Here is a 25,797-nt window from a genome sequence, read left to right as displayed (position 1 = left end):
AGCGCGCCATGCCGGGTCAGCCGGGCCTGTAACCCGCGGGGATTTTCCCGGCGGGTTTTTTTTCGCCTGCAGCGCCCTGCTGCCGGCCGGGCTGGCAAGGCGTTGCGGCGGGGCGGGCAAGCCTGCGTATCCGGGCCGGGATCACGTATAATCATCGGTTCGCAATCGTTTTTTGCACCGACTCCCATCCGGGCCGGATCTGCGCGTTAGCGGCGGCATCAGGCCCATTTATCCGTCTTCGAACATGAACTCAGCCGAAATTCGCGACAAGTTTCTGAAATTCTTTGAATCCAAAGAACACACCATCGTCCGTTCCTCCAGCCTGGTGCCGGGCAATGACCCGACCCTGCTGTTCACCAATTCCGGCATGGTTCAGTTCAAGGACGTGTTCCTGGGTACCGACAAGCGCAACTACGTGCGCGCGGCCTCCGTGCAGCGCTGCCTGCGCGCCGGCGGCAAGCACAACGACCTGGAAAACGTCGGCTACACCGCGCGCCATCACACCTTCTTCGAGATGCTGGGCAACTGGTCCTTCGGCGACTACTTCAAGCGTGAATCGCTGAAGTGGGCCTGGGAACTGCTGACCCAGGTCTATGGCCTGCCGGCCGACAAGCTGTGGGCCACCGTCTACCAGACCGACGATGAAGCCTACGACATCTGGACCAAGGAAATCGGCCTGCCGCCGGAGCGCGTGGTGCGCATCGGCGACAACAAGGGTGCACCCTACGCCTCCGACAACTTCTGGCAGATGGCCGAGACCGGCCCTTGCGGTCCTTGCTCGGAAATCTTCTACGACCACGGTCCGGACATCTGGGGCGGCCCCCCGGGCAGCCCCGACGCCGACGGCGACCGCTACATCGAGATCTGGAACAACGTGTTCATGCAGTTTGACCGCCAGCTCGATCCGGCCACCGGCGAATACACCCTGACCCCGCTGCCGGCCCCTTGCGTGGATACCGGCATGGGCCTGGAGCGCCTGGCCGCGATCCTGCAGCACGTGCACAGCAACTACGAGATCGACCTGTTCCAGGCACTGATCAAGGCCGCGGCCCGCGAAACCGGCATCAGCGACCTGTCCAACGCCTCGCTGCGCGTGATCGCCGACCACATTCGTGCGACCTCCTTCCTGATCGTTGACGGCGTCATCCCCGGTAATGAAGGCCGTGGCTACGTCCTGCGCCGCATCATCCGCCGCGCGCTGCGTCATGGCCACAAGCTGGGCCAGACCAAGCCATTCTTCCACAAGCTGGTCAAGGACCTGGTGGTGCAGATGGGCGCAGCCTATCCGGAACTGCCGGAAGCCGCCGAGCGCGTCGAGATGGTCCTGAAGCAGGAAGAAGAACGTTTCGGCGAAACGCTGGAACACGGCATGAAGATCCTGGAAGCCGCGCTGGCTTCCAACAGCAGCAAGCTCGATGGCGAAACCGCCTTCACCCTGTACGACACCTACGGCTTCCCGCTGGACCTGACCGCCGACATCTGCCGCGAACGCAATGTCGAGCTGGATGAAGCCGGCTTCACCGCCGCCATGGAACGCCAGAAGAGCGCCGCCCGCGCCGCCGGCAAGTTCAAGATGGCCGCCGCCATCGAATACACCGGTGACAAGACCCGCTTCGTCGGCTATGAATCCCTGGCGCAGTCGGCCAAGGTGGTGGCCCTGTACGTGGCCGGCAGCCCGGTGCAGAAGATCGAGGCCGGCCAGGATGCCATCGTGGTGCTGGACACCACCCCGTTCTATGCTGAATCCGGTGGCCAGTCCGGCGACGCCGGTGCCCTGGAAGCAGCCAATGGCCTGTTTGCCGTGGCCGATACGCAAAAGATCCAGGCCGAGGTGTTCGGCCATCACGGTCAACTGATCAAGGGCAGCCTGGCCATCGGCGATGCTGTCGAAGCCAAGGTCGATGCCGATCAGCGTGCCCGCACCATGCGCAACCACTCGGCCACCCACCTGATGCACAAGGCCCTGCGCGAAGTGCTGGGTTCACACGTGTCGCAGAAGGGTTCGCTGGTCGATGCCGACAAGACCCGTTTCGACTTCAGCCACAACGCCCCGATGACCGCCGACGAAATCCGCCGCGTGGAAGACATCGTCAACCGCGAAGTGCTGGCCAACGTCGCCACCGGCGCCCAGCTGATGGGTTACGACGATGCGATTGCCGCAGGTGCCATGGCCCTGTTCGGCGAGAAGTACGGCGACCAGGTGCGCGTGCTCTCCATCGGTACCTCCACCGAACTGTGCGGCGGGACCCACGTCACCCGTACCGGTGACATCGGCCTGTTCAAGATCGTCTCCGAAGGCGGTGTCGCGGCCGGTATCCGCCGTGTCGAAGCCGTTACCGGCGAAGGCGCGCTGGCGCTGGTGCAGTCGCTGTCGACCCGCGTGGCCGAAGCCGCTGCCGCCCTGAAGACCCAGCCGGAAGAACTGCTGCCGCGCATCGGCCAGGTCCAGGACCAGGTCAAGGCGCTGGAAAAGGAACTGGCTTCGCTGAAGTCCAAGCTGGCCTCCAGCCAGGGCGACGAGCTGGTCAACCAGGCGGTCGACATCAACGGCATCAAGGTGCTGGCGGCCACGCTGGAAGGCGCTGACGTCGCCACCCTGCGCGAGACCATGGACAAGTTGAAGGACAAGCTCAAGACCGCCGCCATCGTGCTGGGCAGCGTCAAGGATGGCAAGGTCAGCCTGATCGCGGGCGTCACTGCCGATGCCACCTCCAAGGTCAAGGCCGGTGAACTGGTCAACTTCGTCGCCCAGCAGGTGGGCGGCAAGGGTGGCGGCCGTCCGGACATGGCCCAGGCCGGCGGCACCGAGCCGGCAGCCCTGCCGGGCGCGCTGCAAGGCGTGGCGGGCTGGGTCCAGGCCAAGCTGTAATTTCCACAGGCCCTGGTCCGGAGCGCCCATGAGCGAATTCAAGTTTTGCCCGGTCTGCGCAGCATCGCTGGTGCTGCGCGCCGATGAAGGCGAAGCCGGCAAGGTCCGGCTGGCCTGTCCCGAGGGTCACTGGACGCATTGGGACAACCCTCTGCCGGTGCTGGCCGCACTGGTGGAGATCGACGGCAAGATGCTCACTGCGCGCAACGCCGCCTGGGCCGAAGGGCGCTTTGCGCTCATCACCGGTTTCATGGAACGCGACGAGACCCCGGAACAGGGAATCGCCCGCGAACTGAAGGAAGAGACCGACCTGGACGCCGAGCAGATCGAACTGATCGGCGTCTATGAATTCATGCGCAAGAACGAGCTGATCATCGCCTATTACGTCAAGGCGAGCGGCACGATCAAGCTGTCGCCGGAGCTGCTGGAATACCGCCTGAGCGAACCCGCCGACCTGCGCCCCTGGCCGGCGGGTACCGGCCATGCGGTGGCGGACTGGATGCGCCAGCGTGGACTGCCGGTGCAATATGTCGAGTTTGCCGGTTCGTCTACGCCGATTGAAACCCCGCAGGTCCTGAAATAAGCGTGCGGTCAAGACGCAGCGTTCCATCTTGGACCGTGATTTTCTTGCTTTTGCACAAGCCTAGTGCGGCGAAAACAACAGAACTTGTGCAATGCATCAAGTCGGCGCGTTTTGCAGTAAAATCGTTTTCGTCGTGATCCATTTTGAGTCGAAGTAATGGCCATTCAATTTCACCGGGAACTTGATGCGCGCGGTCTGAACTGTCCGCTGCCCATCCTCAAGACCAAGAAAGCCCTGGCCGACATGGCCAGCGGGCAGGTGCTCAGGGTGACCGCCACCGATACCGGTTCGGTGCGCGATTTCCAGGCCTTTGCCAAACAGACCGGCAACGATCTGCTGGAGCAATCGCAGAATGATGAACACGAGTTCATCTTCTTCATGAAGCGCAAATAAGCAGCATCCCTGTCCATCCCGGAAAGATCAGGCTGGCAGCATTGAAAAACCCGCAGCTCGGATGAACTGCGGGTTTTTTGTTGTCTTTCGATTAATGAAGTTGTCGTTACAGCTCCGGATGGAAGCTCTCGGCACGTGCAATCGGCCAGAACTTTTCATAGACCCGATAGCGGTAATTGCCTTCCAGTAAATCGTTGGGCTGCAGATATTTCAGCACGTTGGACATGAGCTGAATCTCGTGGTCGTTGATGCGCCGCACGATGTGATGCGGGCGCAGCGCCGACGTATGCGGCAGCCCGGCCGCCTGTACCAGCTCCTGCAGCGCATGCAGGGTGCTCTGGTGGAAGCGGTAGACGCGCTCGGCCTTGTCCGGTACCACCAGGGCGCGGGCGCGCTGGGCGTTCTGGGTGGCCACGCCCGTGGGACAGCGGTCGGTATGGCAGCTCTGCGACTGGATGCAGCCCAGCGCAAACATGAAGCCGCGCGCCGAATTGCACCAGTCCGCGCCCAGCGCCAGCGTGCGCGCCACGTCGAAGGCGGTGATGATCTTGCCGCTGGCACCGATCCTGACCTTGTCGCGCAGGCCGATGCCGGTAAGCGTGTTGTGCACCATCACCAGGCCTTCCTGCAGCGGCATGCCCACGTGGTCGACGAATTCCAGCGGGGCCGCGCCGGTGCCGCCTTCGGAGCCATCCACCGTGATGAAGTCCGGCACGATGCCGGTCTTGAGCATGGCCTTGGCGATGCTGAAGAATTCCCAGGGATGGCCCACGCACAGCTTGATGCCGACCGGCTTGCCGCCGGAGAGGCCGCGCAGCTTCTCGATGAATTCCAGCAGCCCGACCGGTGTGGAGAAGGACGAGTGCACGGCCGGCGAGATGCAATCCACCCCCATCGGGATGCCGCGCGTAGCGGCGATCTCCGGCGTGATCTTGGCCGCCGGAAGCACGCCGCCGTGGCCGGGCTTGGCGCCTTGCGACAACTTCACCTCGATCATCTTGATCTGTGGCGACTGCGCCTGGGCCGTGAATTTTTCTTCATTGAAGCTGCCGTCCGCGTTGCGGCAGCCGAAGTAACCGGAGGCGATCTGCCACACCAGGTCGCCGCCGAATTCGCGGTGGTATTCCGAGACCGAACCCTCGCCGGTGTCGTGGGCAAAATTGCCTTTTTTCGCCCCCTGGTTGAGTGCGCGGATGGCATTGGCCGAGAGCGAGCCGAAGCTCATGGCCGAGACGTTGAAGACCGACATCGAATACGGCTGTGCCCGCTCGCCACCGACCACCACGCGGAAATCGTGGCTGGCGATCTTGGTCGGGGAGAGCGAATGGCCTATCCATTCATGGCCGGCCTGCTGCATGTCCAGCTCGGTGCCGAAGGGGCGGCTGTCGACATCGGCCTTGGCACGCTGGTAGACGACGCTGCGCTTCTTGCGGGAGAAGGGGCGGCCATCCATTTCATCTTCAAAGAAGTACTGGCGCAGTTCCGGCCGGATGGCCTCGAACATGAAGCGGAAGTGGCCGATCAGCGGATAGTTGCGCAACACGGCGTGCCGCCGCTGCACCAGATCGTGGACGCCGACCACGCTCAAGACCAGGGGAATGAGCGGCCACCCCCAGCCGATACCAAGGGTCGCCGCCAGGACCACCAAGGCCAGGGTCAGCGCGATCACCGCCCAGAACACGAAATACCGATTTGCCCACATAGAAGAGTCCGCTAGTTGTCAGGATGGAACCGGCACCGGCCGAAGGCCATGGTCGGGTTTGCAAGGATTCTACCGCCCGGGCTCAACAGTCGTGCGCGACGAAGTGAAGGGTTTTTCCTGCCGATATGGCGGGACTGGCCGCGATACTGCCCGGCAAGCCCGCTGCTTGCGCAGTGGCATCCTTATTGCTTTGACGTATCTTCCTGCCAGGCAGCGTGGGGAACCGCTGCCCTGTGCATCAATGAACTCCACTATCACAGCGCGCCTGCTTGTCCGAGGCCGGAGACACGATGTCGTTATGAAAACAGTTGCTTCACGAGGCGCATCGGCGGCCTCTTCCTCCTCTTCGCGCCCTGCGGCGCGGGCGCTGTGCCGCCAGGATGCCGCGCAGAGCCAGGCGGTGCTGGCCATGGCGCGCCCGCCGCGCCTGCTGGAGACGCTGCTGGCCAATCTCGACGGCATGGTCTACCGCTGCCGCGATGATGCCCACTGGACGCTGGAATTCGTCAGCGAAGGCTGTCATGCCTTGACCGGCTATGCCCCCGAGGACCTGTTGCTCAACAGCCGCATCTCCTTCCTGCAACTGACCCATCCGGAAGACCGCGCGTTGGTGCGCAGCCATATCGACACCTGCATGCGCGAGCGGCGTCGCATCGACATCGAATACCGCATCGTCCACGCCGATGGCAGCCTGCGCTGGGTGTGGGAGCGTGGCGTCGGGCTGTATAACGCGGCCGGCAAGGTGGAGGCGATGGAAGGCTTCCTGCAGGACGTGACCGAGCGCAAGGAAGCGGCCCAGGCGCTGCAGGAGGCCGAGCGCCGTTATCGCAGCATCTTCGAGAACGCCATCGAAGGCGTGTTCCAGACCACGCCCGATGGCACCTACATCGCGGTCAACCCGGCGCTGGCGCGCATCTACGGCTATCACTCGCCGGAAGACCTGATCGTCGGCCTGCGCGACATCAGCCACCAGCTGTATGTCGAACCGGAGCGCCGTACGGAATTCATGCGCCTGATGGAGCAGCATGGCTCGGTCTCCAATTTTGAGTCTCGCGTGTACCGGCGCGACGGCGACATCATCTGGATCTCCGAGAACGCCCGCGCCGTCTATGACGACAGCGGCGCGCTGGTCTGTTACGAGGGTACCGTGGAGGCCATCACCGAGCGCAAGCTTTATGAAGCCGAAATGCGCCATCAGGCGACCCACGATGCACTGACCGGATTGCCCAATCGCAACATGCTGCATGAGCACCTGCAGCGCGCCATTCAGGTGGCGCGGCAGAAGGGTGGACTGACGGCGGTGGTATTCGTGGATCTTGACCAGTTCAAGTTCATCAATGACAGCCTGGGTCACCAGGTCGGCGACGAATTGCTCAAGACCGTGGCGCAGCGTCTGCAAGCCTGCCTGCGGGATACCGACATGGTGGCGCGCCAGGGGGGCGACGAATTCGTGCTGGTGCTGCAGAACCAGACCGGTGGCGAACTGGGCATCGCCGAGGTGATGCAGCGCATCCTGGCCGCCGTGGCGCGGCCCTGGCAGGCGGGCGACCGCGAGTTTCAGGTCACGGCCAGCATCGGCGTGAGCCGCTATCCGGTCGATGGCAAGGATGTCGAGACCTTGCTGAAACAAGCCGATTCGGCCATGTACCGGGCCAAGGAGCAGGGGCGCAACAACTTCCAGTTCTTCGCACCGTGGATGGACACACAGGTCAGCAACCGCCTGGAGATGCTCATCAACCTGCGCCGCGCGCTGGATCAGGAAGAATTCAAGCTCTATTACCAGCCCAAGCTGAGTTTGAAAGATGGCAGCGTGATCGGTGCCGAGGCGCTGATCCGCTGGCAGTCGCCGGAGCAGGGCATGGTGCCGCCCGACCGCTTCATCCCCTTCGCCGAAGAAGCCGGGCTGATCGTGCCGATCGGAGAATGGGTGCTGCGTACCGCCTGCCACCAGAACAAGCGCTGGCAAGAGGCCGGATTGCCGCCTATCCCGGTGGCGGTGAACCTGTCGCCACGGCAACTGAACCAGAGCCTGCCGGAATTCGTTTCCGGCGTGCTCGAGCAGAGCGGCCTGGCGGCCTCCTGCCTGGAACTGGAAATCACCGAGAACGTGGTCATGAAGGATGCCGAGAAGAGCGTGGCTACCCTGCACGCCCTGAAGCGCCTGGGTCTGCAGATTTCTGTCGATGACTTCGGGACCGGTTATTCCAGCCTCTCGTACCTGCGCCGCTTCCCGGTGGATGCCCTGAAGATCGACAAGTCCTTCGTGCGCGACATTGCGCGCGATGCCGACAGTGCAGCCATCGTCAAAGCCGTCATCTCGCTGGCCCATATCCTGAACTTGCGTGTCATTGCCGAGGGCGTGGAGGATGAGCAGCAACATGCTTTCCTGAAGGAAAATGCTTGTGACGAAGTGCAGGGTTATTTCTTCGGCAAGCCCATGGCGGTAGAGGATTTCACCGCCTGGATGAGCCGGCAGGCGCAAAGCGGTCAGGCATGCAAATAATTGTCCGCAGGCTGCAACAGGCTGCATCCCCGCAAATCTTTGTGCTACACTCCGCGCAGTACTTTTGATGCCTTGCGCCCCGACCGCCGCAGCCTGTGCGGCCAACAAAGGCTCCATGACGCAAGGCCGGTAGTTGAAAAGGTGCAGGTCGGCCGTCCGCAACCCCGCGACATGACGGCTTTGCGAAAGCGCGAGTCCTCCGCGACGCCGATTTGCCCGGGTCTTAGATTCCAGCTCATTCAATCTCCAAACACCGGAAGGCAGCGCCGCCGCATCCAGCACTGCGCAAGACTTGCCGTACCTGGCCCGTTTCAGTTTTCGCTGCAGGCCGGACTGGCTGCAGCCGTAGCGCCGGAGACCAGCTGCAAGCCGAACTTTGTTAACAACAAGACGCACAAGAGTGGTACATGAATATTGCTGAGGCCAAGAAAGTCCTCGAAACTGCATTGCTTTGCACGCATGAGCCCCTGTCGATCAATGATCTGAAGAAGCTGTACGTCGATCCCGAGAGCGAAGAGAGCAGCGACATCAATGCCGAGATGATCCGGCAGATGCTCGATGAACTGCGCACCGAATGGGCCGACAAGGGGGTGGAAGTGGTCAGCCTGTCGACCGGCTGGCGCTTCCAGAGCCGCAAGGAGATGAAGGTCTACCTGGAGCGCCTGAATCCGGAAAAGCCGCCGAAATACACCCGGGCCACGCTGGAAACGCTGGCCATCATCGCCTACCGCCAGCCGGTCACGCGCGGTGACATCGAGGAGATTCGCGGTGTGGCGGTCAATACCCAGACCATTCGTATGCTGGAAGACCGGGGCTGGATCGAATCGATCGGCCATCGCGACGTACCGGGCCGGCCGGCGCTGTTTGCCACGACCCGCAAGTTCCTGGATGACCTGGGCCTGAGTTCGCTGGAAGAATTGCCGCCGCTGCAGCAGGTCAGTGGCGAAGCTGCCGCCCAGGGCGCGCTGCTGGAATTGCAGGCGCTGGAAGGCGGCGTGGCGGCCCTGGCCGAAGCGGAGCAGGAAGAGGGCGTGGGCGAAGATCTGATCGGCGGCGACGCTGAGGAAGCAGGCGAGGCCGCAGCGGCCGAATCTGCCGCCACGGCAGAAGCAACTGACGCAATTGCAACAACTGAAGCCGCCGAGGCAGAGGTGCCGGCACAGGGTAATCCTGCTGACGACCTTGAAACGCCCGTGGCCCGAGAGCTCGCCACAGAGGAGCTCCAGCAGACCGATATCGAAGCAGCCGCCGCCGGGGAAGAGCGTGCTGCAGGCAGTGAAGACGCTTCCCCAGAAGCGCAAGAACCTTTTGAGCAAGACGTTGCCGTAACTGGCACGGACGCCACCGAAGCCGCCGGCGAAGCGGCAGGCGAGCACAACGACACCACCGAGCGGGCCGATCAGCGGGAAGATGACGCGCGTCCGCCACATCCAGATTCGAAGAATGAAGCCAACTAGTTCCAAAGACGAGACCCAGGTCGACCTGGCCGCGGCCGATGCCGCCGCATCCGACAAGCCGGTGAAAAAGCGCACCCGCAAGCCTGCGGCCAGCGCCGCGCCGGCCGAGGCAGTCGCATCCGCGCCGCAAGCGGCTGCTGACGAGGCTGCGCCGAAGAAGCGTGCGCCGCGTGCGAAGAAAGCCGCCGCCGATGAAGCTGCCCCGGCCCCGGCAGCCGCCGTCGCCGAGTCTGCATCCGCTCCCGAAAAGAAGCCGCGCGCCACCAAGCCGCGTGCCAAGAAGGCCGATGCGGCAGACGCCCCGGCCTCCGACGCACCCGCCCAGATGAGCCTGGCCATGGAGCCTGCACCGGCCGCTCCGGCCAAGCCCAAGCGCGCTGCCAAGCCCAAGGCTGCAGCACCCGAGGCGGCTGCGCCTGCACCGGTTGCGCCTGAGCTGCCCAAGGTCATTGTCACCGTTGGTGAAGAAGTGGTTGCGCCGCCGGTGCTGCTGGATGCGCCCGTTGATCCGAATCGCGCCAAGCCCGCCCGCCGTGGCGTGCGCGGTCCGCGTGCCCTGCGCAACAACCGCGCTGCCCAGCGCGCTGCGGCCGGAGGCGGTGATGCTGCTGCCCCTGCACATGGCAAGCACGAGGGCGATGCCGCTCCTGTTGCCGCCGTTGAGCGCCAGCCGCGCGGCCAGTTCGGCAAGAACAATGGCCAGCCCGGGCAGCAAGGCAAAAAGAATTTCGAGAAGAACGGCAAGAAGCCCAAGGCCCCGCAACTGGGTCTGCGCTCGGCCGAACCGGTCGATGACATCTTCTCCTACGTGACCTCCGAAGCGTACGACCGCGACGAAGGCGCCAAGGCCGGTGGCCGCCAGCCGCACCAGATGCGCGGCAAGAACGGTCGCCGCGACCTGACCGCCGAGGACGATGCCCCCAAGCTACACAAGGTGCTGGCTGACGCCGGCCTGGGTTCGCGCCGCGACATGGAAGAGCTGATCGTCGCTGGCCGCGTTTCGGTCAACGGCGAGCCGGCCCACATCGGTCAGCGCATCCTGCCTACCGATGCCGTGCGCATCAACGGCAAGCTGATCCAGCGCAAGGTGAGCAAGCGCCCGCCGCGCGTGCTGGTCTATCACAAGCCTTCGGGCGAGATCGTCAGCCATGCCGACCCGGAAGGCCGCAGCTCGGTGTTCGACCGCCTGCCGACCATGAAGGCCGGCAAGTGGCTGGCCGTGGGCCGCCTGGACTTCAATACCGAAGGTCTGCTGCTGTTCACCACCTCCGGTGACCTGGCCAACCGCCTGATGCACCCGCGCTACAACATCGAGCGTGAATACGCCGTGCGTACCCTGGGCGAGCTGGAAGAAGGCATGCGCCAGAAGCTGCTGTCGGGCGTGGAGCTTGATGACGGTCCGGCCCAGTTCTCGCGCATTGCCGATGGCGGTGGCGAAGGTGTGAACAAGTGGTATCGCGTGACCATCGGCGAAGGCCGCAACCGTGAAGTGCGCCGCATGTTTGAAGCGGTCGGCCTGACCGTGTCGCGCCTGATCCGTACCCGCTACGGTGCCATGACCCTGCCGCAGACCTTGAAGCGTGGCCGCTGGGAAGAGCTGGAAGAAAACGCCGTGCGCAACCTGATGGCCGCCTGTGGTCTGGAAAAGCAGGCCGGGGAAGCCAAGTCCGGCAACGGCGGCAACGCCGGCCAGGCCAGCCGTGGCCAGGGCAATGGTCCGCGCGGCAACGGCATGCAGAACAAGGGGCCGCAGAAGGGGCGCCAAGGTGGCAACTTCGGCCAGGGCGGCAACGGGGGGAATGGCGGCAACGGCGGCAACTACGGTAATGGTGGTGGCTATGGCGGTGGCAACAAGGGTGGCCAGCCCAAGAGCCGCCAGCCGGATCCGCTGCAGACCGCACTGGGCTTCCCGGATGCCGGCAACCAGCGGCGCGGCAATCGCCCGCAACGCGGTGGCAACACCGCTGCGAACTACATGCTGGGCGGCCTGCCGGGCATGAATCGCCGTCGCGGCGGTCGCTGAGGCTTTTCCTTGCTCGTCGGCAATGCTGCTGGCGAGCAAGGTGTCCCTCGCAAGGCCAGCGGCGCGTGAAATGCACCAATGACGTTTTTTATGAACGTTTTTGTCGCTGCGATCACAATTGACATCATTCCGGATTTGCTGTGAATAGCTGAATCGGTTATAATGTGTTAGTTAAACGCAACCTGCCGCGAATCGCATATGTGATAAATCATTGATAGATCCGCCTGCGCCATGATGGATGGAAGGTCGGTGGTTCGCGTGATGTGTGATCTCGCGTTGCGTGGGATAACAAAAGATGGGCAGATGCCCATTTTTTTTTTGCTGATCAATTTTAGATGTCCGTCTACCCTCGCTGGCCAGGCGGCATCCTGATGGAGAAATAGTCTTGCAATTGCTGGAACTGATCGAATCCACCCTCGCGGGCCTGGGCTACGAACTGGTTGAGTTCGAGAAGGCGCCGCGCGGTCTGGTGCGCGTCTTCATCGATTTCCCGTTCGACCCTGAAGCAGAAGAAGCGCGTTCGATCACTGTCGAGGATTGCGAGAAGGCGACGCATCAGTTGCTGCACGTCTTCACCGTGGAAAACGTGCTGTATGAACGCCTGGAAGTCTCCTCGCCCGGGCTGGACCGCCCCCTGAAGAAGTTCACTGACTTCGTGCGTTTCGTGGATTGCGAAGCCGTCGTCAAGTTGCGCGTGCCGCTGCCCGGCACGTCCAACCGCAAGACCTATGAAGGCGTGCTGCGCGAGCCGGAAGGCGAGGAACTGGTATTGGAATTTGAAGCAAACGATGGGTCGGCTGCCGTGTTGAATTTCACGCTGGCCGATGTGGATAAGGCACACCTGGTGCCGCAGGTCGATTTTAGGAGTCGCAAAGGATGAGTCGCGAAATTTTGTTGTTGGTCGATGCGCTGGCGCGCGAAAAGAACGTCGATAAGGAAGTCGTCTTCGGCGCACTGGAGCATGCGCTTGCGCAGGCTACCAAGAAGCGCTATGAAGGCGAGGTCGACATTCGCGTCTCGATCGATCGCGAAAGCGGCGAGTTCGAATCCTTCCGCCGCTGGCACGTGGTGCCCGACGAAGCGGGTCTGCAATTGCCTGACCAGGAAGTGCTGCTGTTCGAAGCCAAGGATCAATTCCCCGATATCGAAGTCGACGAATACATCGAAGATCCGATCGAGTCCGTCGAATTCGGCCGCCGTTTCGCGCAAGACACCAAGCAGGTCGTCCTGCAGCGCATCCGCGACGCCGAGCGCGAACAGATCCTGGCTGACTTCCTGGCCCGTGGCGATGCTCTGGTGACCGGCACCATCAAGCGCATGGAGCGCGGTGATGCCATCATCGAATCCGGCAAGATCGAAGCCCGCCTGCCGCGCGACCAGATGATCCCCAAGGAAAACCTGCGTATCGGCGACCGCGTGCGTGCCTACATCCTGCGCGTGGACCGCGGTGCCCGTGGCCCGCAGGTGATCCTGTCGCGTACCGCGCCGGAATTCATCATGAAGCTGTTCGAGCTGGAAGTGCCGGAAATCGAACAAGGCTCGCTGGAAATCAAGTCGGCTGCCCGTGACCCGGGCGTGCGCGCCAAGATCGCGGTCTACACCGCCGACAAGCGCATCGACCCCATCGGTACCTGCGTGGGCATGCGCGGTTCGCGCGTGCAGGCCGTGACCGGCGAATTGGGCGGCGAGCGCGTGGACATCGTGCTGTGGTCGGAAGACCCGGCGCAGTTCGTCATCGGCGCGCTGGCCCCGGCCAATGTGACCTCCATCGTGGTCGATGAAGAAAAACACGCCATGGATGTGGTGGTGGATGAAGAAAATCTCGCCATCGCTATCGGCCGCGGCGGCCAGAACGTGCGTCTGGCAGCCGAGCTGACCCGCTGGCAGATCAATATCATGACGGCCGAGGAATCGGCCGACAAGTCGGCGGCCGAGACCGCGCTGATCCGTACGCTGTTCATGGAAAAGCTCGATGTTGACCAGGAAGTGGCCGACATCCTGGTCGAGGAAGGTTTCTCGACCCTGGAAGAAATCGCCTACGTGCCGATCACCGAGATGCTGGAGATCGAATCGTTCGACGAAGAGACCGTCAATGAGCTGCGCAACCGCGCCCGCGACGCCCTGGTGACCGAAGCGATCGCCTCCGAAGAAGGCCTGGAAGGCATGGAAGAGGAGCTGATCAACTTCGAAGGCCTGGACCGTGTGCTGGCCGGCAAGCTGGGCCTGGCAGGCGTGAAAACGCTGCCGGCCTTCGCCGGCCTGGCTTATGACGAATTCGGCGCGATCCTGGCCCTGCCTTCCGAGCGCGCGCGCCAACTGATTGAAAATGCATTTGAAGATGTGACCGACGATGAAATGAAGCTCATCGATTCCAAATACGATGAGCGCGCCAAGGCCCTGCAGGCCAAGGCATGGAGCGCAGTCGAAGGCCGCTGAGAAGCGGAGCGTCTCCACATCATCTGCCGAGCCACATAGAAAAGAGGACTGAATGGCGAGTAACAACGTTGCCCAATTTGCCACCGAGCTTAAGATGCCCGCTGACCTGCTGCTGACCCAGCTGCGTTCGGCCGGTGTCGAGAAGAGCTCTGCATCCGACTCCCTGTCGAAGGAAGACAAGGACCGCCTGCTTGAACACCTGCGCCGTTCGCGCGGAGCCGCGCCGGAAGGCGAGAAGAAGAAGATCACGCTGACCCGCAAGGAAACCACCGAGATCAAGCAGGCCGATGCAACCGGCAAATCGCGCACGATCCAGGTGGAAGTGCGCAAGAAGCGCACCTTCATCAAGCGTGACGAGCCCGGTGCCGACGAGTCCGCAGCGCGTGCTGCGGCCCCTCAGCGCGACCCGGCCATCGAAGCGCAGGAACGTGAGCAGGAAGAGGCTCGCCGTCAGGCTGAACTGAAGGCCCAGCAAGAACGTCTGGCCCAGCTGGAGGCCGAACGCGCCGCCCAGGCCAAGGCTGCCGAGCTGGAACAGCAACGTGCCCGCGAAGAAGCCGAAGCCGAAGCCAAGCGCCAGGCTGCTGAAGCCGCCGCTGCGGCGGCCGAAGCCGAGAAGGCCAAGGCTGCTGCTGCGGCCAGCGCGAAGGCGCCCGCTGCGGCTGCCGCACCGGTCCCCGCCGTGGATCCGGCTGCGGAAGAAAAGAAGCGCGCTGCTGCTGAAGAAGCGAAGAAAAAGGCAGAAGCTGCCGCCAAGGAAGCCGCTGACCGTGCCGCCGCCGCTGACCGTGCGCGCAAGGCCGTGGAAGACGAAGTGGCCCAGATCAAGGCCATGATGAATGCGCCGCGTCGCGTCATCAAGGCACCGGAACCTGCACCGGCCCCGGCCAAGACTTCGGAAGGCACGCTGCACAAGCCGGCCACCGCGGCCAAGCCGGGTGAAAAGAAGGATGACAAGAAGCCCGCCGTGGCGGCAGACAAGAAGTCGATCAAGTCGGCCAATGTCTCCTCCACTTGGCAGGATGATGCCAAGAAGCGTGGTGCCGGCGGCATGAAGTCGCGTGGCGCCACCGGTGGTGGCGGCCGTGACGGCTGGCGTGCCGGCCCCAAGGGCCGTCGTCACTCGCATGGCGATGACCAGCGTGAAAGCAACTTCCAGGTGCCCACCGAAGCGGTGGTGCACGATGTCTACGTGCCCGAAACCATCACCGTGGCCGAAGTGGCCCACAAGATGGCGGTCAAGGCCTCCGAAGTCATCAAGCACCTGATGAAGCTGGGCCAGATGGTCACCATCAACCAGGTGCTGGACCAGGAAACCGCGATGATCGTGGTGGAAGAAATGGGCCACCGCGCCCACGCCGCCAAGCTGGACGATCCGGAAGCGCTGCTGGTCGAAGGCGAAGAACACGCCGACGCCGAAGCCACCCCGCGCGCACCGGTGGTCACCGTCATGGGTCACGTCGACCACGGCAAGACCTCGCTGCTGGATTACATCCGCCGCACCAAGGTGGCCTCGGGTGAAGCCGGTGGGATTACCCAGCACATCGGTGCCTACCACGTGGAAACCCCGCGCGGCATGATTACCTTCCTGGATACCCCGGGCCACGAGGCGTTCACCGCCATGCGTGCCCGTGGTGCCAAGGCCACCGACATCGTGATTCTGGTGGTGGCTGCCGACGACGGCGTCATGCCCCAGACCAAGGAAGCGATTGCCCACGCCAAGGCCGGCGGTGTACCGCTGGTGGTGGCCATCAACAAGATCGACAAGCCGGGTGCCAATCCCGACCGCGTCAAGCAGGAACTGATCGCCGAAGAAGTGGTGCCGGAAGAATACGGTGGCGATGCCCCGTTCATCCCCGTCTCCGCCAAGACCGGCGAAGGCATCGACTCGCTGCTGGAAAACGTCCTGCTGCAAGCCGAAGTGCTGGAACTGAAGGCGCCGGTGGATGTGCCGGCTCGTGGTCTGGTGATTGAAGCCAAGCTGGACAAGGGCCGCGGCCCGGTCGCCACGATCCTGGTGCAGTCCGGTACCCTGAAGCGCGGCGACGTCGTGCTGGCCGGTTCGGCCTATGGCCGTGTGCGTGCGATGCTGGACGAAAACGGCAAGAACATCGCCGAGGCAGGCCCGTCCCTGCCGGTGGAAATCCAGGGCCTGACCGAAGTGCCCTCCGCCGGTGAAGAAGTGGTGGTCATGACCGACGAGCGCAAGGCGCGCGAAATCGGCCTGTTCCGCCAGGGCAAGTTCCGCGACGTGAAGCTGGCCAAGCAACAGGCCGCCAAGCTGGAAAACATGTTCGACCAGATGACCGAAGGCGAGGTCAAGAACCTGCCGATGATCATCAAGACCGACGTGCAAGGTTCCCAGGAAGCCCTGGTGCAGTCGCTGCAGAAACTGTCGACCGCCGAAGTGCGCGTCCAGGTGGTGCACGCTGCAGTGGGTGGCATCAGCGAAAACGACGTCAACCTGGCCGTCGCTTCGAAGGCTGTCATCATCGGCTTCAACACCCGTGCCGATGCCTCGGCGCGCAAGCTGGCCGAAGCCGCTGGCGTGGACATCCGTTACTACAACATCATCTATGATGCGGTGGACGAGGTGAAGGCCGCGATGTCGGGCATGCTGTCCCCGGAAAAGCGCGAACAGGCGCTGGGCCTGGTGGAAATCCGCCAGGTGTTCGTGGTCAGCAAGGTCGGCTCGATCGCCGGCTGCTACGTGCTCGAAGGCCTGGTCAAGCGTGGCTCGCAAGTACGCCTGCTGCGCAACAACGTGGTGGTGTGGACCGGCGAACTGGACTCGCTCAAGCGCTTCAAGGACGACGTCAAGGAAGTCAAGTCGGGCTTCGAGTGCGGTCTCTCGCTCAAGGGCTACAACGACATCGAAGTGGGCGATCAGCTCGAAATCTTCGAAGTCCAGGAAGTCGCCCGTACCCTGTAATGCAATACGCCGGCGTATCGTTCGCGATGCGCCGGCTTCACTGGCAAGATCCGTCGCAGCAACGCGGGAATCCTCCCGCCACGCCCTCGGCGGATTGTTTTTTTAAAGCATGGCAAAACACAGCAAATCCATTCCCGGACGCGGCTTGCGCGTCGCCGACCAGATCCAGCGGGACCTGTCGGAGTTGATCGCCTTCGAGCTGAAGGATCCGCGGGTGGGCATGATCACCATTACCGAAGTGCAGGTCACCCCGGACTACGCGCACGCCAAGGTCTTCTTCACCACGCTGGTGGACAACCCGGACGCGATCAAGAACACCCTGGCCGGCCTGCGCAAGGCGGGCGGTTATCTGCGCACCCAGCTGGGCCGCAGGCTGACCATCCACACCCTGCCGGAACTGCATTTCGTGCACGACAACTCGACCGCACGCGGCATTGAAATGTCGCGCCTGATCGACGAAGCCAACGCCACCCGCGCCAAGGATTCGGACGACGAGGCTTGATGACGGGCGGTTCTTTTCCCGTTGCATTGCAGTTTTCTTCACACTTTTCACGCCGGTCTGCGTTTCCCTTCAGCGGGGCGTGGGCCGGTCTTGCATTTCATGGCCGACGATACGATGGCGGACATTGGTTCCGCTTCCCCTGAACCGCAGCAGCCGCGCGCCAAGCGCGGCCAGCAGGCCCGCACGCCGCGCCCCCCGCGCGTGCCGGTGCATGGCGTGCTGTTGCTGGACAAGCCGGTCGGCTTGTCCTCCAACGACGCCCTGATCCGCGCCAAGCGCATGCTCAATGCGCCCAAGGCGGGTCACACCGGTACCCTGGACCCGTTTGCCACTGGCCTGTTGCCGCTGTGCTTCGGCGAAGCCACCAAGTTCTCGCAGGACTTGCTGGAAGCCGACAAGACTTACGAGGCCCTGGTCCACCTGGGTGTGCGCACCGATACCGGCGACACCGAAGGCCAGGTCATCAGCGAGCGCGCCGTTGAGGTCAGCTTGTCGCAGATCGAAGCGGCGCTGGCGCAGTTCCGTGGCCCCATCAGCCAAGTGCCGCCCATGCACTCGGCCTTGAAGCGCGACGGCAAGCCCTTGTACGAATATGCGCGCGCCGGCATCACGCTGGAGCGCGAAGCCCGCAACGTCACCATCCACGCCCTGGACCTGCTGGACTACCAGGCGCCCATGCTGCGCATCCGCGTCACCTGCAGCAAAGGGACATATATCCGCGTGCTGGGTGAAGATATTGGCGAAGTACTGGGCTGCGGGGCGCACCTCAATGCCCTGAGACGCACTGGAGTCGGCGCTCTCACGCTCGATGGCGCAGTCACGCTGGAGACCTTCGATGCCGCCGCTGAGCTGGAGGCCCGCAAGGCCTTGCTGCTGCCGGTGGACGGCCTCTTGCGCAGCTTCCCGGCTGTGGAGCTCAACGATGAGCTGGCGCGCCGCTTCCTGCACGGCCAGCGCTTGCCGCTGGGCAAGGAAGGCGTGGCGGTGCCGGAGCAGAGCGGCCGCGTCCGCGTCTATCGCAGTTCGGACGCCGCCTTGCTGGGCACCGGACTGTTGCAGGAATACGCCATCCTGGCCCCCGAAAGGCTGGTGTCCACCGCCTGAGGACAGATAGCGTCAAACGGCTCGCAGCCGAGCCTTGCGGGGTAGCCCGCAAGGCTCGGCAAGCCGTTGATAACACAGGTTTTTCCAAAGTTCATGCGTCGCAACATGCTATAATGCGCGCCTCCCGAGATTCGGCATTCCCAACCACATTCACCATGTCAAACAATATCCGCGCAATTCGCAACATCGCCATCATCGCCCACGTTGACCACGGCAAGACCACCCTGGTGGACCAGCTGCTGCGTCAGTCCGGCACCTTCCGCGACAACCAGCAAGTGGACAACCGCGTGATGGACTCCAACGACATCGAAAAGGAACGCGGCATCACCATCCTGTCGAAGAACTGCGCGGTGGAATACAAAGGCACCCACATCAACATCGTCGACACCCCGGGCCACGCCGACTTCGGCGGTGAGGTCGAGCGCGTGCTGTCGATGGTGGACTCGGTGCTGCTGCTGGTGGATGCGCAGGAAGGCCCGATGCCGCAGACCCGCTTCGTGACCCGCAAGGCACTGGCCCTGGGCCTGAAGCCCATCGTCGTCCTGAACAAGATCGACCGTCCGGGCGCACGCGCCGAGTGGGCCATCAACGCCACCTTCGAACTGTTCGACAAGCTGGGCGCCACCGAAGAGCAGCTGGACTTCCCCGTGATCTACGCCTCGGGCCTGAACGGCTACGCCAGCCTGGATCCGGAAACGCGCGAAGGCAACATGGAGCCGCTGTTCGACGCCATCCTGAAGTACGTCCCGGCCCGCAAGGATGACCCGGACGCACCGCTGCAACTGCAGATCACCTCGCTGGAGTACTCCTCCTACGTCGGCAAGATCGGCGTCGGCCGTATCCTGGCTGGCCGCGTCAAGGGCGGTCAGGACGTGGTGTGGATGAATGGTCCGGAAGACAAGCCGACCAAGGCCCGCATCAACCAGGTGCTGACCTTCAAGGGCCTGGAGCGCGTGCTGGTCGATGAAGCCCTGGCTGGCGACATCGTGCTGATCAACGGTATCGAAGAAATCGGCATCGGCTCCACCATCTGTGCGCCGGATGCCCCCAACGGCCTGCCGATGCTGAAGGTGGATGAACCGACCCTGACCATGAACTTCATGGTCAACACCTCGCCGCTGGCTGGCCGCGAAGGCAAGTTCGTCACCACCCGCCAGATCCGCGACCGCCTGGAAAAGGAACTGAAGTCCAACATGGCCCTGCGCGTGGTGCAGGCCGAGAACGACGACTCGACCTACGAAGTGTCGGGCCGTGGCGAATTGCACCTGACCATCCTGATCGAAAACATGCGCCGTGAAGGCTTCGAGCTGGCCGTCTCGCGTCCGCGCGTGGTGTTCCGCATGGTTGACGGCGTGCGCGAAGAGCCGTACGAAAACCTCACCGTCGATGTCGAAGAAACCCACCAGGGCGGCGTCATGGAAGAACTGGGCCGCCGCCGTGGCGACCTGCAGAACATGGAACCGGACGGCAAGGGCCGTGTGCGCCTGGAATACCACATCCCGGCGCGTGGCCTGATCGGCTTCCAGGGTGAATTCATGACCCTGACCCGCGGCACCGGCCTGATGAGCCACGTCTTCGACGACTACAAGCCGGTCGACACGACCAAGGGTGAACTGGCCGGCCGTCGCAACGGCGTGCTGATCTCCCAGGACGACGGCGCTGCCGTGGCCTACGCACTGTGGAAGCTGCAGGATCGCGGCCGCATGTTCGTCAGCCACAACGACCCGGTGTATGAAGGCATGATCATCGGTATCCACTCGCGTGACAACGACCTGGTCGTCAACCCGATCAAGGGCAAGCAGCTGACCAACGTGCGCGCTTCCGGTACCGACGAAGCAGTGCGCCTGGTGCCGCCGATCGAACTGTCGCTGGAATACGCGGTGGAATTCATCGAAGACGACGAACTGGTCGAAGTGACCCCGAAGAGCATCCGCCTGCGCAAGCGTCACCTGAAGGAACACGAGCGCAAGAAGGCGTCGCGCGAAGAATCCATTTGATTCGTTAGCAGGGAAGGGCAGTCCGTGAATGGACTGCCAGTTGTGGAGAGCGGGAAATGGCAGGCTGGGCTGGTAGTGATATCTGGTTGGTGAATAACTGATATCAGCATAAAAAAGCAGACAGCCATGATGCACTGCCATATAGTTACACCTGTCTCCTCCAATTTCCTCCTAAAGAATTGGATTCAAGCCCGCAACTTCGGTTGTGGGCTTTTTTTTTGCCGTTCGGCGCGAAGGCTTGCTGCTGTGGGTGTCAGGCTTGCCGGGCGGGGGGAAATGAAGCTGTTTGCTTCCGTTCACCGGTGTGTGAGATGAACGTTTGTCCAAGATCGTTTGCGATGCGCTGTTTTTGTGCATTGCGAAATGACGGCTGCCGGATTGTGGTGCAGAATCGTGTCCGTTGTACGAAAAATCCTATCTCGAAGAGGATAGAGGGGACACCAGCCCGCAATGCGCAAGCCTTGCGGGCTTTCTATTTGCCGCTGCGGCTGATCCGGGGCGCCAGGAGGGGGATGTGAACCTTCCTTCGTCTCCGGCGCCGCATAGCCACCTGCCATCCGCTTTCCGGTGCGCATCCCAGAACCTTGAATGAAGCATTTCGTCAGTTTATGAAGAAAGCCCTGCCTCCGCGTACGCTGTCGGTCGCTCCGATGATGGACTGGACCGACCGCCACTGCCGCGTCTTCCATCGCCAGATCACCCGCCACACCTGGCTGTATACCGAGATGGTCACCACCGGTGCGCTGCTGCATGGGGATGTGCCGCGCCATCTGGATTTCGACGAGCAGGAACATCCGGTCGCCCTGCAGCTGGGCGGCAGCGAGCCGTCCGACCTGGCGCACAGCGCCAAACTGGGCGAGCAATGGGGCTATGACGAGATCAACCTGAACTGCGGCTGCCCGTCCGAGCGCGTCCAGAAGGGGGCTTTCGGCGCCTGCCTGATGGGCGAGCCCACGCTGGTGGCCGATTGCGTCAAAGCCATGAAGGATGCGGTCTCCATCGACGTGACCGTGAAGCACCGCATCGGCATCGATGACGTGCAATCCTATGACTTCGTGCGCGATTTCGTCGGCCAGATCGCCGAGGCCGGCTGCAAGACCTTCATCGTGCATGTCCGCAATGCCATCCTGAAGGGCCTGAGTCCCAAGGAAAATCGCGAAATCCCGCCGCTGAAGTATCACTACGCCTATCAGCTGAAGCAGGATTTCCCGGAGCTGGAAATCCTCATCAACGGCGGTATCAAGACCCTGCCCGAGATCGATGAGCATTTGAAGCATGTGGACGGCGTCATGCTGGGCCGCGAGGCGTATCACAACCCCTATCTGATGGCGACCTTCGATGCCCGCTACTACGGTGATCTGGACGGCGGCCGCCAGCCCAGCCGGGCCGAGGTGATCGAGGCCATGTTGCCCTACATCAAGCGCCAGCTGGAATTGCACGGTGACAATGGCCGCGGCCTGCGTTTGAACAGCATCACCCGTCATATGCTGGGCCTGCTGACCGGCATGCCAGGTGCGCGCGCTTTCCGCCAAACCTTGTCGGATTCCAAGCGCCTGGCCCTGGGCGACCCGGCTCTGTTGCTGGAAGCGCTGCAACGCACGCAGGCGGCCCAGGCGGCGCAAATCGCCTGAATGGCCTGAATAGCCGGATTGGCGTAATTGGCCAGCGGAAGAGGCCCGCAATCCTTTAAAATAGCGGGTTCCAATTGGGAAAAGAGCGCGAACATGCCACTTGCTACAACCGAAGAAATCGTCGCCGAACTCCGTGCCGGCCGCATGGTGATTCTGGTCGATGAAGAAGACCGCGAAAACGAAGGAGACCTGGTGCTGGCCACCGACTTCGTCACGCCCGAAGCCATCAATTTCATGGTCACGCATGCGCGTGGCCTGGTCTGCCTGACGCTGACCGAAGAACACGTGGACCAGCTCGACCTGCCGCTGATGGCCACTCGCAACGGCACGCCCTACGGTACCAATTTCACCGTCTCCATCGAGGCCGCAGAAGGCGTGACTACCGGCATCTCCGCCGCCGACCGCGCGCGCACCATCCAGGTAGCCGCCTCCAAGGGCGCCAAGCCGTCGGATCTGGTGCAGCCGGGCCACATCTTCCCGCTGCGCGCACAAAAGGGCGGGGTGCTGATGCGCGCCGGCCACACCGAAGCCGGTTGCGACCTCACTGCCATGGCCGGCCTGACGCCTGCTTCCGTGATCTGCGAGATTCTGAAGGATGACGGCACCATGGCGCGCCTGCCGGACCTGCTGGAGTTCGCCGAAAAACACAATCTGAAGATCGGTACCATCGCCGACCTGATCCATTACCGCAGCCGCAACGAAAGCATCATCGAGCGCGTGGCCGAGCGCGAGATGCAGACTGCCCACGGCAGCTTCAAGGCCATCGCCTACCGCGACACCCCCTCGGGTGGTGCGCACCTGGCGCTGGTGCGTGGCGACATCCAGCCCGGCCGCGAAACCCTGGTGCGCGTGCACCAGCCGGTCTCCATCCTGGACCTGCTCGAAGCCGGCGTGACCACTCACTCGTGGAACCTGGCCGCCGCCATGAAGGCGGTGCAGGAAGCCGAGTCCGGCGTGATCGTGCTGCTCAACTGTGAAGAATCGGCGCAGCAGATGTTCGACCAGTTCGGCGCACTCAACAAGGTCGGCACGCCCGAGGCCGCCAAGCCCAGCCGCGCCGACCGCATGGACCTGCGCACCTATGGTATCGGCGCGCAGATCCTGAGGGATCTCGGCGTGTGCAAGATGAAGCTGCTGGCCAGCCCGCGCAAGATGCCGTCGATGACCGGCTTCCAGCTGGAAGTGACTGGTTACCAGGCGCGCGAAGGCGCGTGAGCGTCCAGCCCCAGATATCAAGAATTACGCAAGTCAACCTATCAAGAAGGAACAGCCATGACCATCGGAACCTATGAACCAGACTTCAATGGCGAGAGCTTGCGCATCGGTATCGTCCAGGCGCGCTTCAACGAAGACGTCTGCCACGGCCTGCTGGCCGCCTGCCTGGCTGAGCTGAAGCACCTCGGCGTGGCCGACGAGGACATCCTGCACGTGACCGTGCCGGGTGCCCTGGAAATCCCGCTGGCGCTGCAGAAGATGGCCGAGACCGAACAGTTCGATGCCCTGATCGCCCTGGGTGCCGTCATCCGTGGCGAGACCTATCACTTCGAGCTGGTCTCCAACGAATCCGGTGCCGGCATCACCCGCATCGGCCTGGATTTCGGCCTGCCCATCGCCAACGCCGTGCTGACCACCGAGAACGACGAGCAAGCCGAAGTCCGCATGGCCGAGAAGGGCGCTGACGCGGCCCGCGTGGCGGTGGAGATGGCCAACCTGTCCATCGTGCTGGAAGAACTCGGCCAGGCCACCGAAGAAGAATAATTCACGGGCAGTGGCGGGATGCACATCCCGCTGCCGCCCCCGCCGGCCCGCGCCGGCACTCGCATTCATTTGTTTCAGTTATCCAAGGCTCAGGCCGCATTCATCATGTCGAACAAAACTCCACACGCCAATTCGAACAAGAACCGCACCCCGCGTCACCGCGCGCGCGAGTTCGCGTTGCAGGGCTTGTACCAGTGGCTGCTCAACCACGAGGACGCGGGTGCCATCGAAGCCCACATCCGCGAAGCCCACGGTTTCGACAAGGCCGACGCCGAACACTTCGATACTCTGCTCACCGGTGCGATCCGTGACGCCGAAAAGCTGCGTGCAGCGCTGGAGCCACTGATCGACCGTCCCATCAAGGAGCTGTCGCCGGTGGAACATGCCGCGCTGCTGATCGGTGCTTACGAGCTGCAGAACCACATCGAGATCCCCTACAAGGTGGTCATCAACGAAGCCGTTGAACTGACCAAGTCCTTCGGCGGCATCGATGGCCACAAGTACGTCAACGGCGTGCTGGACCGTTTCGCGGCTCAGGCTCGCGCCACCGAAGTGGAAGCGGCCGGTCGCCGCTGACCGGCTCCGTGCCGGCGCTTTGCTCGTTTTTTGGACGGCATCGCAGAGGCGGTCGCCGTCTTGTCTTTTTTGCCCATGTTGTCTGGAATTAGCGCATGAACCTGAACCAGCTTGCTTCACGTTTGCAGCACATCGCTCCCTTCCATGTGATGGAATTGTCCAAGAAGGCCGATATCCTGGCCCAGCAGGGACGTGACCTGATCCACATGGGCATCGGCGAGCCCGATTTCACCGCGCCGCCCGCCGTGGTCGAGGCCGCTACCCGCGCCATGGCCGAAGGCAAGATGCAGTACACCTCGGCCACCGGCCTGCCGGCCCTGCGTACGGCCATCTCGCAGCACTATCGCAGCGTCTACGGCCTGGAGATCGCGCCGGAACGCATCGTCATCACCGCCGGGGCCTCGGCCGCGCTGTTGCTGGCCTGTGCCGCGCTGGTGGAGCGCGACAGCGAAGTCCTGATGCCCGACCCCAGCTATCCCTGCAACCGCCATTTCGTGGCGGCCTTCGAGGGACGCGCCAAGCTCATCGCCAGCGGGCCGGAACATCGCTTCCAGCTGTCGGCGCAGATGGTGCGCGAGCACTGGGGTGACAAGACGCGCGGCGTGCTGCTGGCTTCGCCTTCCAATCCCACCGGCACGTCCATCGAACCTGATGAGTTGCGCGCAATCCTGGGCGAAGTACGCCAGCGCGGCGGCTTTACCATCGTCGATGAGATCTACCAGGGCTTGTCCTATGAAGGTGCGCCGTTCTCGGCGCTGTCGCTGGGCGAGGACGTGGTGGTCATCAACAGCTTCTCCAAGTATTTCAACATGACCGGCTGGCGCCTGGGTTGGCTGGTGCTGCCGCCGGCCCTGGTGCCGCAGGTCGAGAAGCTGGCGCAGAACCTGCTGATCTGTGCATCCTCGATTGCCCAGCATGCCGCCGTGGCCTGCTTTACGCCCGAGACCCTGGCCATCTACGAAGAACGCAAGGCCGAGTTCAAGCGCCGTCGCGACTACATCGTGCCGGCGCTGGAAAGCCTGGGCTTCACGGTACCGGTCGTTCCCGACGGTGCCTTCTATGTTTATGCTGATTGCAGCGCGCTGTCCGACGATGCCGACCAGCTCAGCCTGGACATGCTCAACGAGGCCGGTGTGGTGCTGGTGCCGGGGCTGGATTTCGGGCCCTTCACGGCGCGCCGCTACATCCGCCTGTCCTATGCGACCTCGATGGAAAAGCTGCAGGAAGCCGTGGCCCGTCTGCGTGTGTTCTTCGACGGGCGTCGCAAGGCGGCCTGAAGCACGGAACGAGAAGACGCAAAAAAAAGGAGCCCGAGGGCTCCTTTTTTCATG

Annotated in this window: 18 protein-coding genes; 17 read left to right on the top strand and 1 reads right to left on the bottom strand. The window is 63.1% G+C overall.

Features of this window, described 5'->3' with window-relative positions; all coding sequences use genetic code 11:
• Window positions 1–244 precede the first annotated feature (244 nt).
• From alaS to MKD49_RS04210, 3 genes are all read left to right on the top strand, one after another.
• The gene (gene alaS, locus MKD49_RS04220; protein WP_252695552.1) at window positions 245–2,869 is read left to right on the top strand and encodes an alanine--tRNA ligase; all 2,625 of its coding nucleotides are present in this window, start codon (window positions 245–247) and stop codon (window positions 2,867–2,869) included.
• A 28-nt stretch (window positions 2,870–2,897) separates the two neighbouring features.
• On the top strand, window positions 2,898–3,452 hold the full coding sequence (locus MKD49_RS04215; protein ID WP_121043351.1) for an NUDIX domain-containing protein: 555 nt from the start codon (window positions 2,898–2,900) through the stop codon (window positions 3,450–3,452).
• Between the two features lie 156 nt (window positions 3,453–3,608).
• Window positions 3,609–3,845: a sulfurtransferase TusA family protein gene (locus MKD49_RS04210; protein ID WP_013235553.1), complete on the top strand. Its 237-nt coding sequence runs from the start codon at window positions 3,609–3,611 to the stop codon at window positions 3,843–3,845.
• A gap of 106 nt (window positions 3,846–3,951) precedes the next feature.
• Here the strand turns inward: MKD49_RS04210 and MKD49_RS04205 are convergent, their stop codons facing one another.
• Window positions 3,952–5,547, bottom strand: a complete 1,596-nt coding sequence (locus MKD49_RS04205; RefSeq protein ID WP_252695551.1) for an FMN-binding glutamate synthase family protein — start codon at window positions 5,545–5,547, stop codon at window positions 3,952–3,954.
• Window positions 5,548–5,956: 409 nt separating this feature from the next.
• On the opposite strand from MKD49_RS04205, the gene MKD49_RS04200 reads away from it, so the two are divergent.
• The 14 genes from MKD49_RS04200 (at window position 5,957) to MKD49_RS04135 (ending at window position 25,743) form a co-directional block, all read left to right on the top strand.
• Window positions 5,957–8,050, top strand: a complete 2,094-nt coding sequence (locus MKD49_RS04200) for a bifunctional diguanylate cyclase/phosphodiesterase (RefSeq protein WP_199900304.1) — start codon at window positions 5,957–5,959, stop codon at window positions 8,048–8,050.
• 407 nt (window positions 8,051–8,457) lie between these two features.
• A complete protein-coding gene (scpB, locus tag MKD49_RS04195; protein WP_121043345.1) occupies window positions 8,458–9,507 on the top strand; it encodes an SMC-Scp complex subunit ScpB in 1,050 nt (349 codons plus the stop codon).
• Complete coding sequence (rluB, locus tag MKD49_RS04190) at window positions 9,494–11,530, top strand: 23S rRNA pseudouridine(2605) synthase RluB (protein ID WP_252695550.1); 2,037 nt, start codon at window positions 9,494–9,496, stop codon at window positions 11,528–11,530. Before scpB ends, rluB begins: the two co-directional genes overlap by 14 nt.
• A gap of 385 nt (window positions 11,531–11,915) precedes the next feature.
• Window positions 11,916–12,410, top strand: coding sequence for a ribosome maturation factor RimP (gene rimP / locus MKD49_RS04185; protein WP_034334451.1), 495 nt, complete (start codon window positions 11,916–11,918; stop codon window positions 12,408–12,410).
• Window positions 12,407–13,966 carry a transcription termination factor NusA gene (nusA, locus tag MKD49_RS04180; RefSeq protein ID WP_088756291.1) on the top strand — a complete coding sequence of 520 codons (1,560 nt, stop codon included), beginning with the start codon at window positions 12,407–12,409 and terminating at the stop codon, window positions 13,964–13,966. Before rimP ends, nusA begins: the two co-directional genes overlap by 4 nt.
• 52 nt (window positions 13,967–14,018) lie before the next feature.
• Entirely contained in the window at window positions 14,019–16,898 is a 2,880-nt protein-coding gene (gene infB / locus MKD49_RS04175; protein ID WP_252695549.1) for a translation initiation factor IF-2, read from the top strand.
• A gap of 109 nt (window positions 16,899–17,007) precedes the next feature.
• Window positions 17,008–17,400 (top strand): 30S ribosome-binding factor RbfA, encoded by a 393-nt coding sequence (gene rbfA, locus MKD49_RS04170; protein ID WP_006464329.1) that lies wholly within the window; start codon window positions 17,008–17,010, stop codon window positions 17,398–17,400.
• 99 nt (window positions 17,401–17,499) lie between these two features.
• Window positions 17,500–18,504, top strand: a complete 1,005-nt coding sequence (gene truB, locus MKD49_RS04165; RefSeq protein WP_252695548.1) for a tRNA pseudouridine(55) synthase TruB — start codon at window positions 17,500–17,502, stop codon at window positions 18,502–18,504.
• Between the two features lie 155 nt (window positions 18,505–18,659).
• A complete protein-coding gene (typA, locus tag MKD49_RS04160) occupies window positions 18,660–20,501 on the top strand; it encodes a translational GTPase TypA (protein ID WP_008331395.1) in 1,842 nt (613 codons plus the stop codon).
• 650 nt (window positions 20,502–21,151) lie between these two features.
• Complete coding sequence (gene dusA, locus MKD49_RS04155) at window positions 21,152–22,132, top strand: tRNA dihydrouridine(20/20a) synthase DusA (protein WP_252695763.1); 981 nt, start codon at window positions 21,152–21,154, stop codon at window positions 22,130–22,132.
• Between the two features lie 93 nt (window positions 22,133–22,225).
• Complete coding sequence (ribBA, locus tag MKD49_RS04150) at window positions 22,226–23,347, top strand: bifunctional 3,4-dihydroxy-2-butanone-4-phosphate synthase/GTP cyclohydrolase II (RefSeq protein WP_121043295.1); 1,122 nt, start codon at window positions 22,226–22,228, stop codon at window positions 23,345–23,347.
• A gap of 57 nt (window positions 23,348–23,404) precedes the next feature.
• Complete coding sequence (ribH, locus tag MKD49_RS04145; RefSeq protein WP_006465461.1) at window positions 23,405–23,890, top strand: 6,7-dimethyl-8-ribityllumazine synthase; 486 nt, start codon at window positions 23,405–23,407, stop codon at window positions 23,888–23,890.
• 105 nt (window positions 23,891–23,995) lie between these two features.
• Complete coding sequence (gene nusB / locus MKD49_RS04140; protein ID WP_034337125.1) at window positions 23,996–24,466, top strand: transcription antitermination factor NusB; 471 nt, start codon at window positions 23,996–23,998, stop codon at window positions 24,464–24,466.
• 95 nt (window positions 24,467–24,561) lie between these two features.
• Window positions 24,562–25,743, top strand: coding sequence for a pyridoxal phosphate-dependent aminotransferase (locus tag MKD49_RS04135; RefSeq protein WP_034337122.1), 1,182 nt, complete (start codon window positions 24,562–24,564; stop codon window positions 25,741–25,743).
• Window positions 25,744–25,797: the final 54 nt, after the last annotated feature.

Origin of the sequence: Herbaspirillum sp. WGmk3 (assembly GCF_023952535.1) — a bacterium.
Taxonomy (GTDB): domain Bacteria; phylum Pseudomonadota; class Gammaproteobacteria; order Burkholderiales; family Burkholderiaceae_D; genus Herbaspirillum; species Herbaspirillum huttiense.
This window is presented reverse-complemented; position numbering and strand designations above follow the sequence as displayed.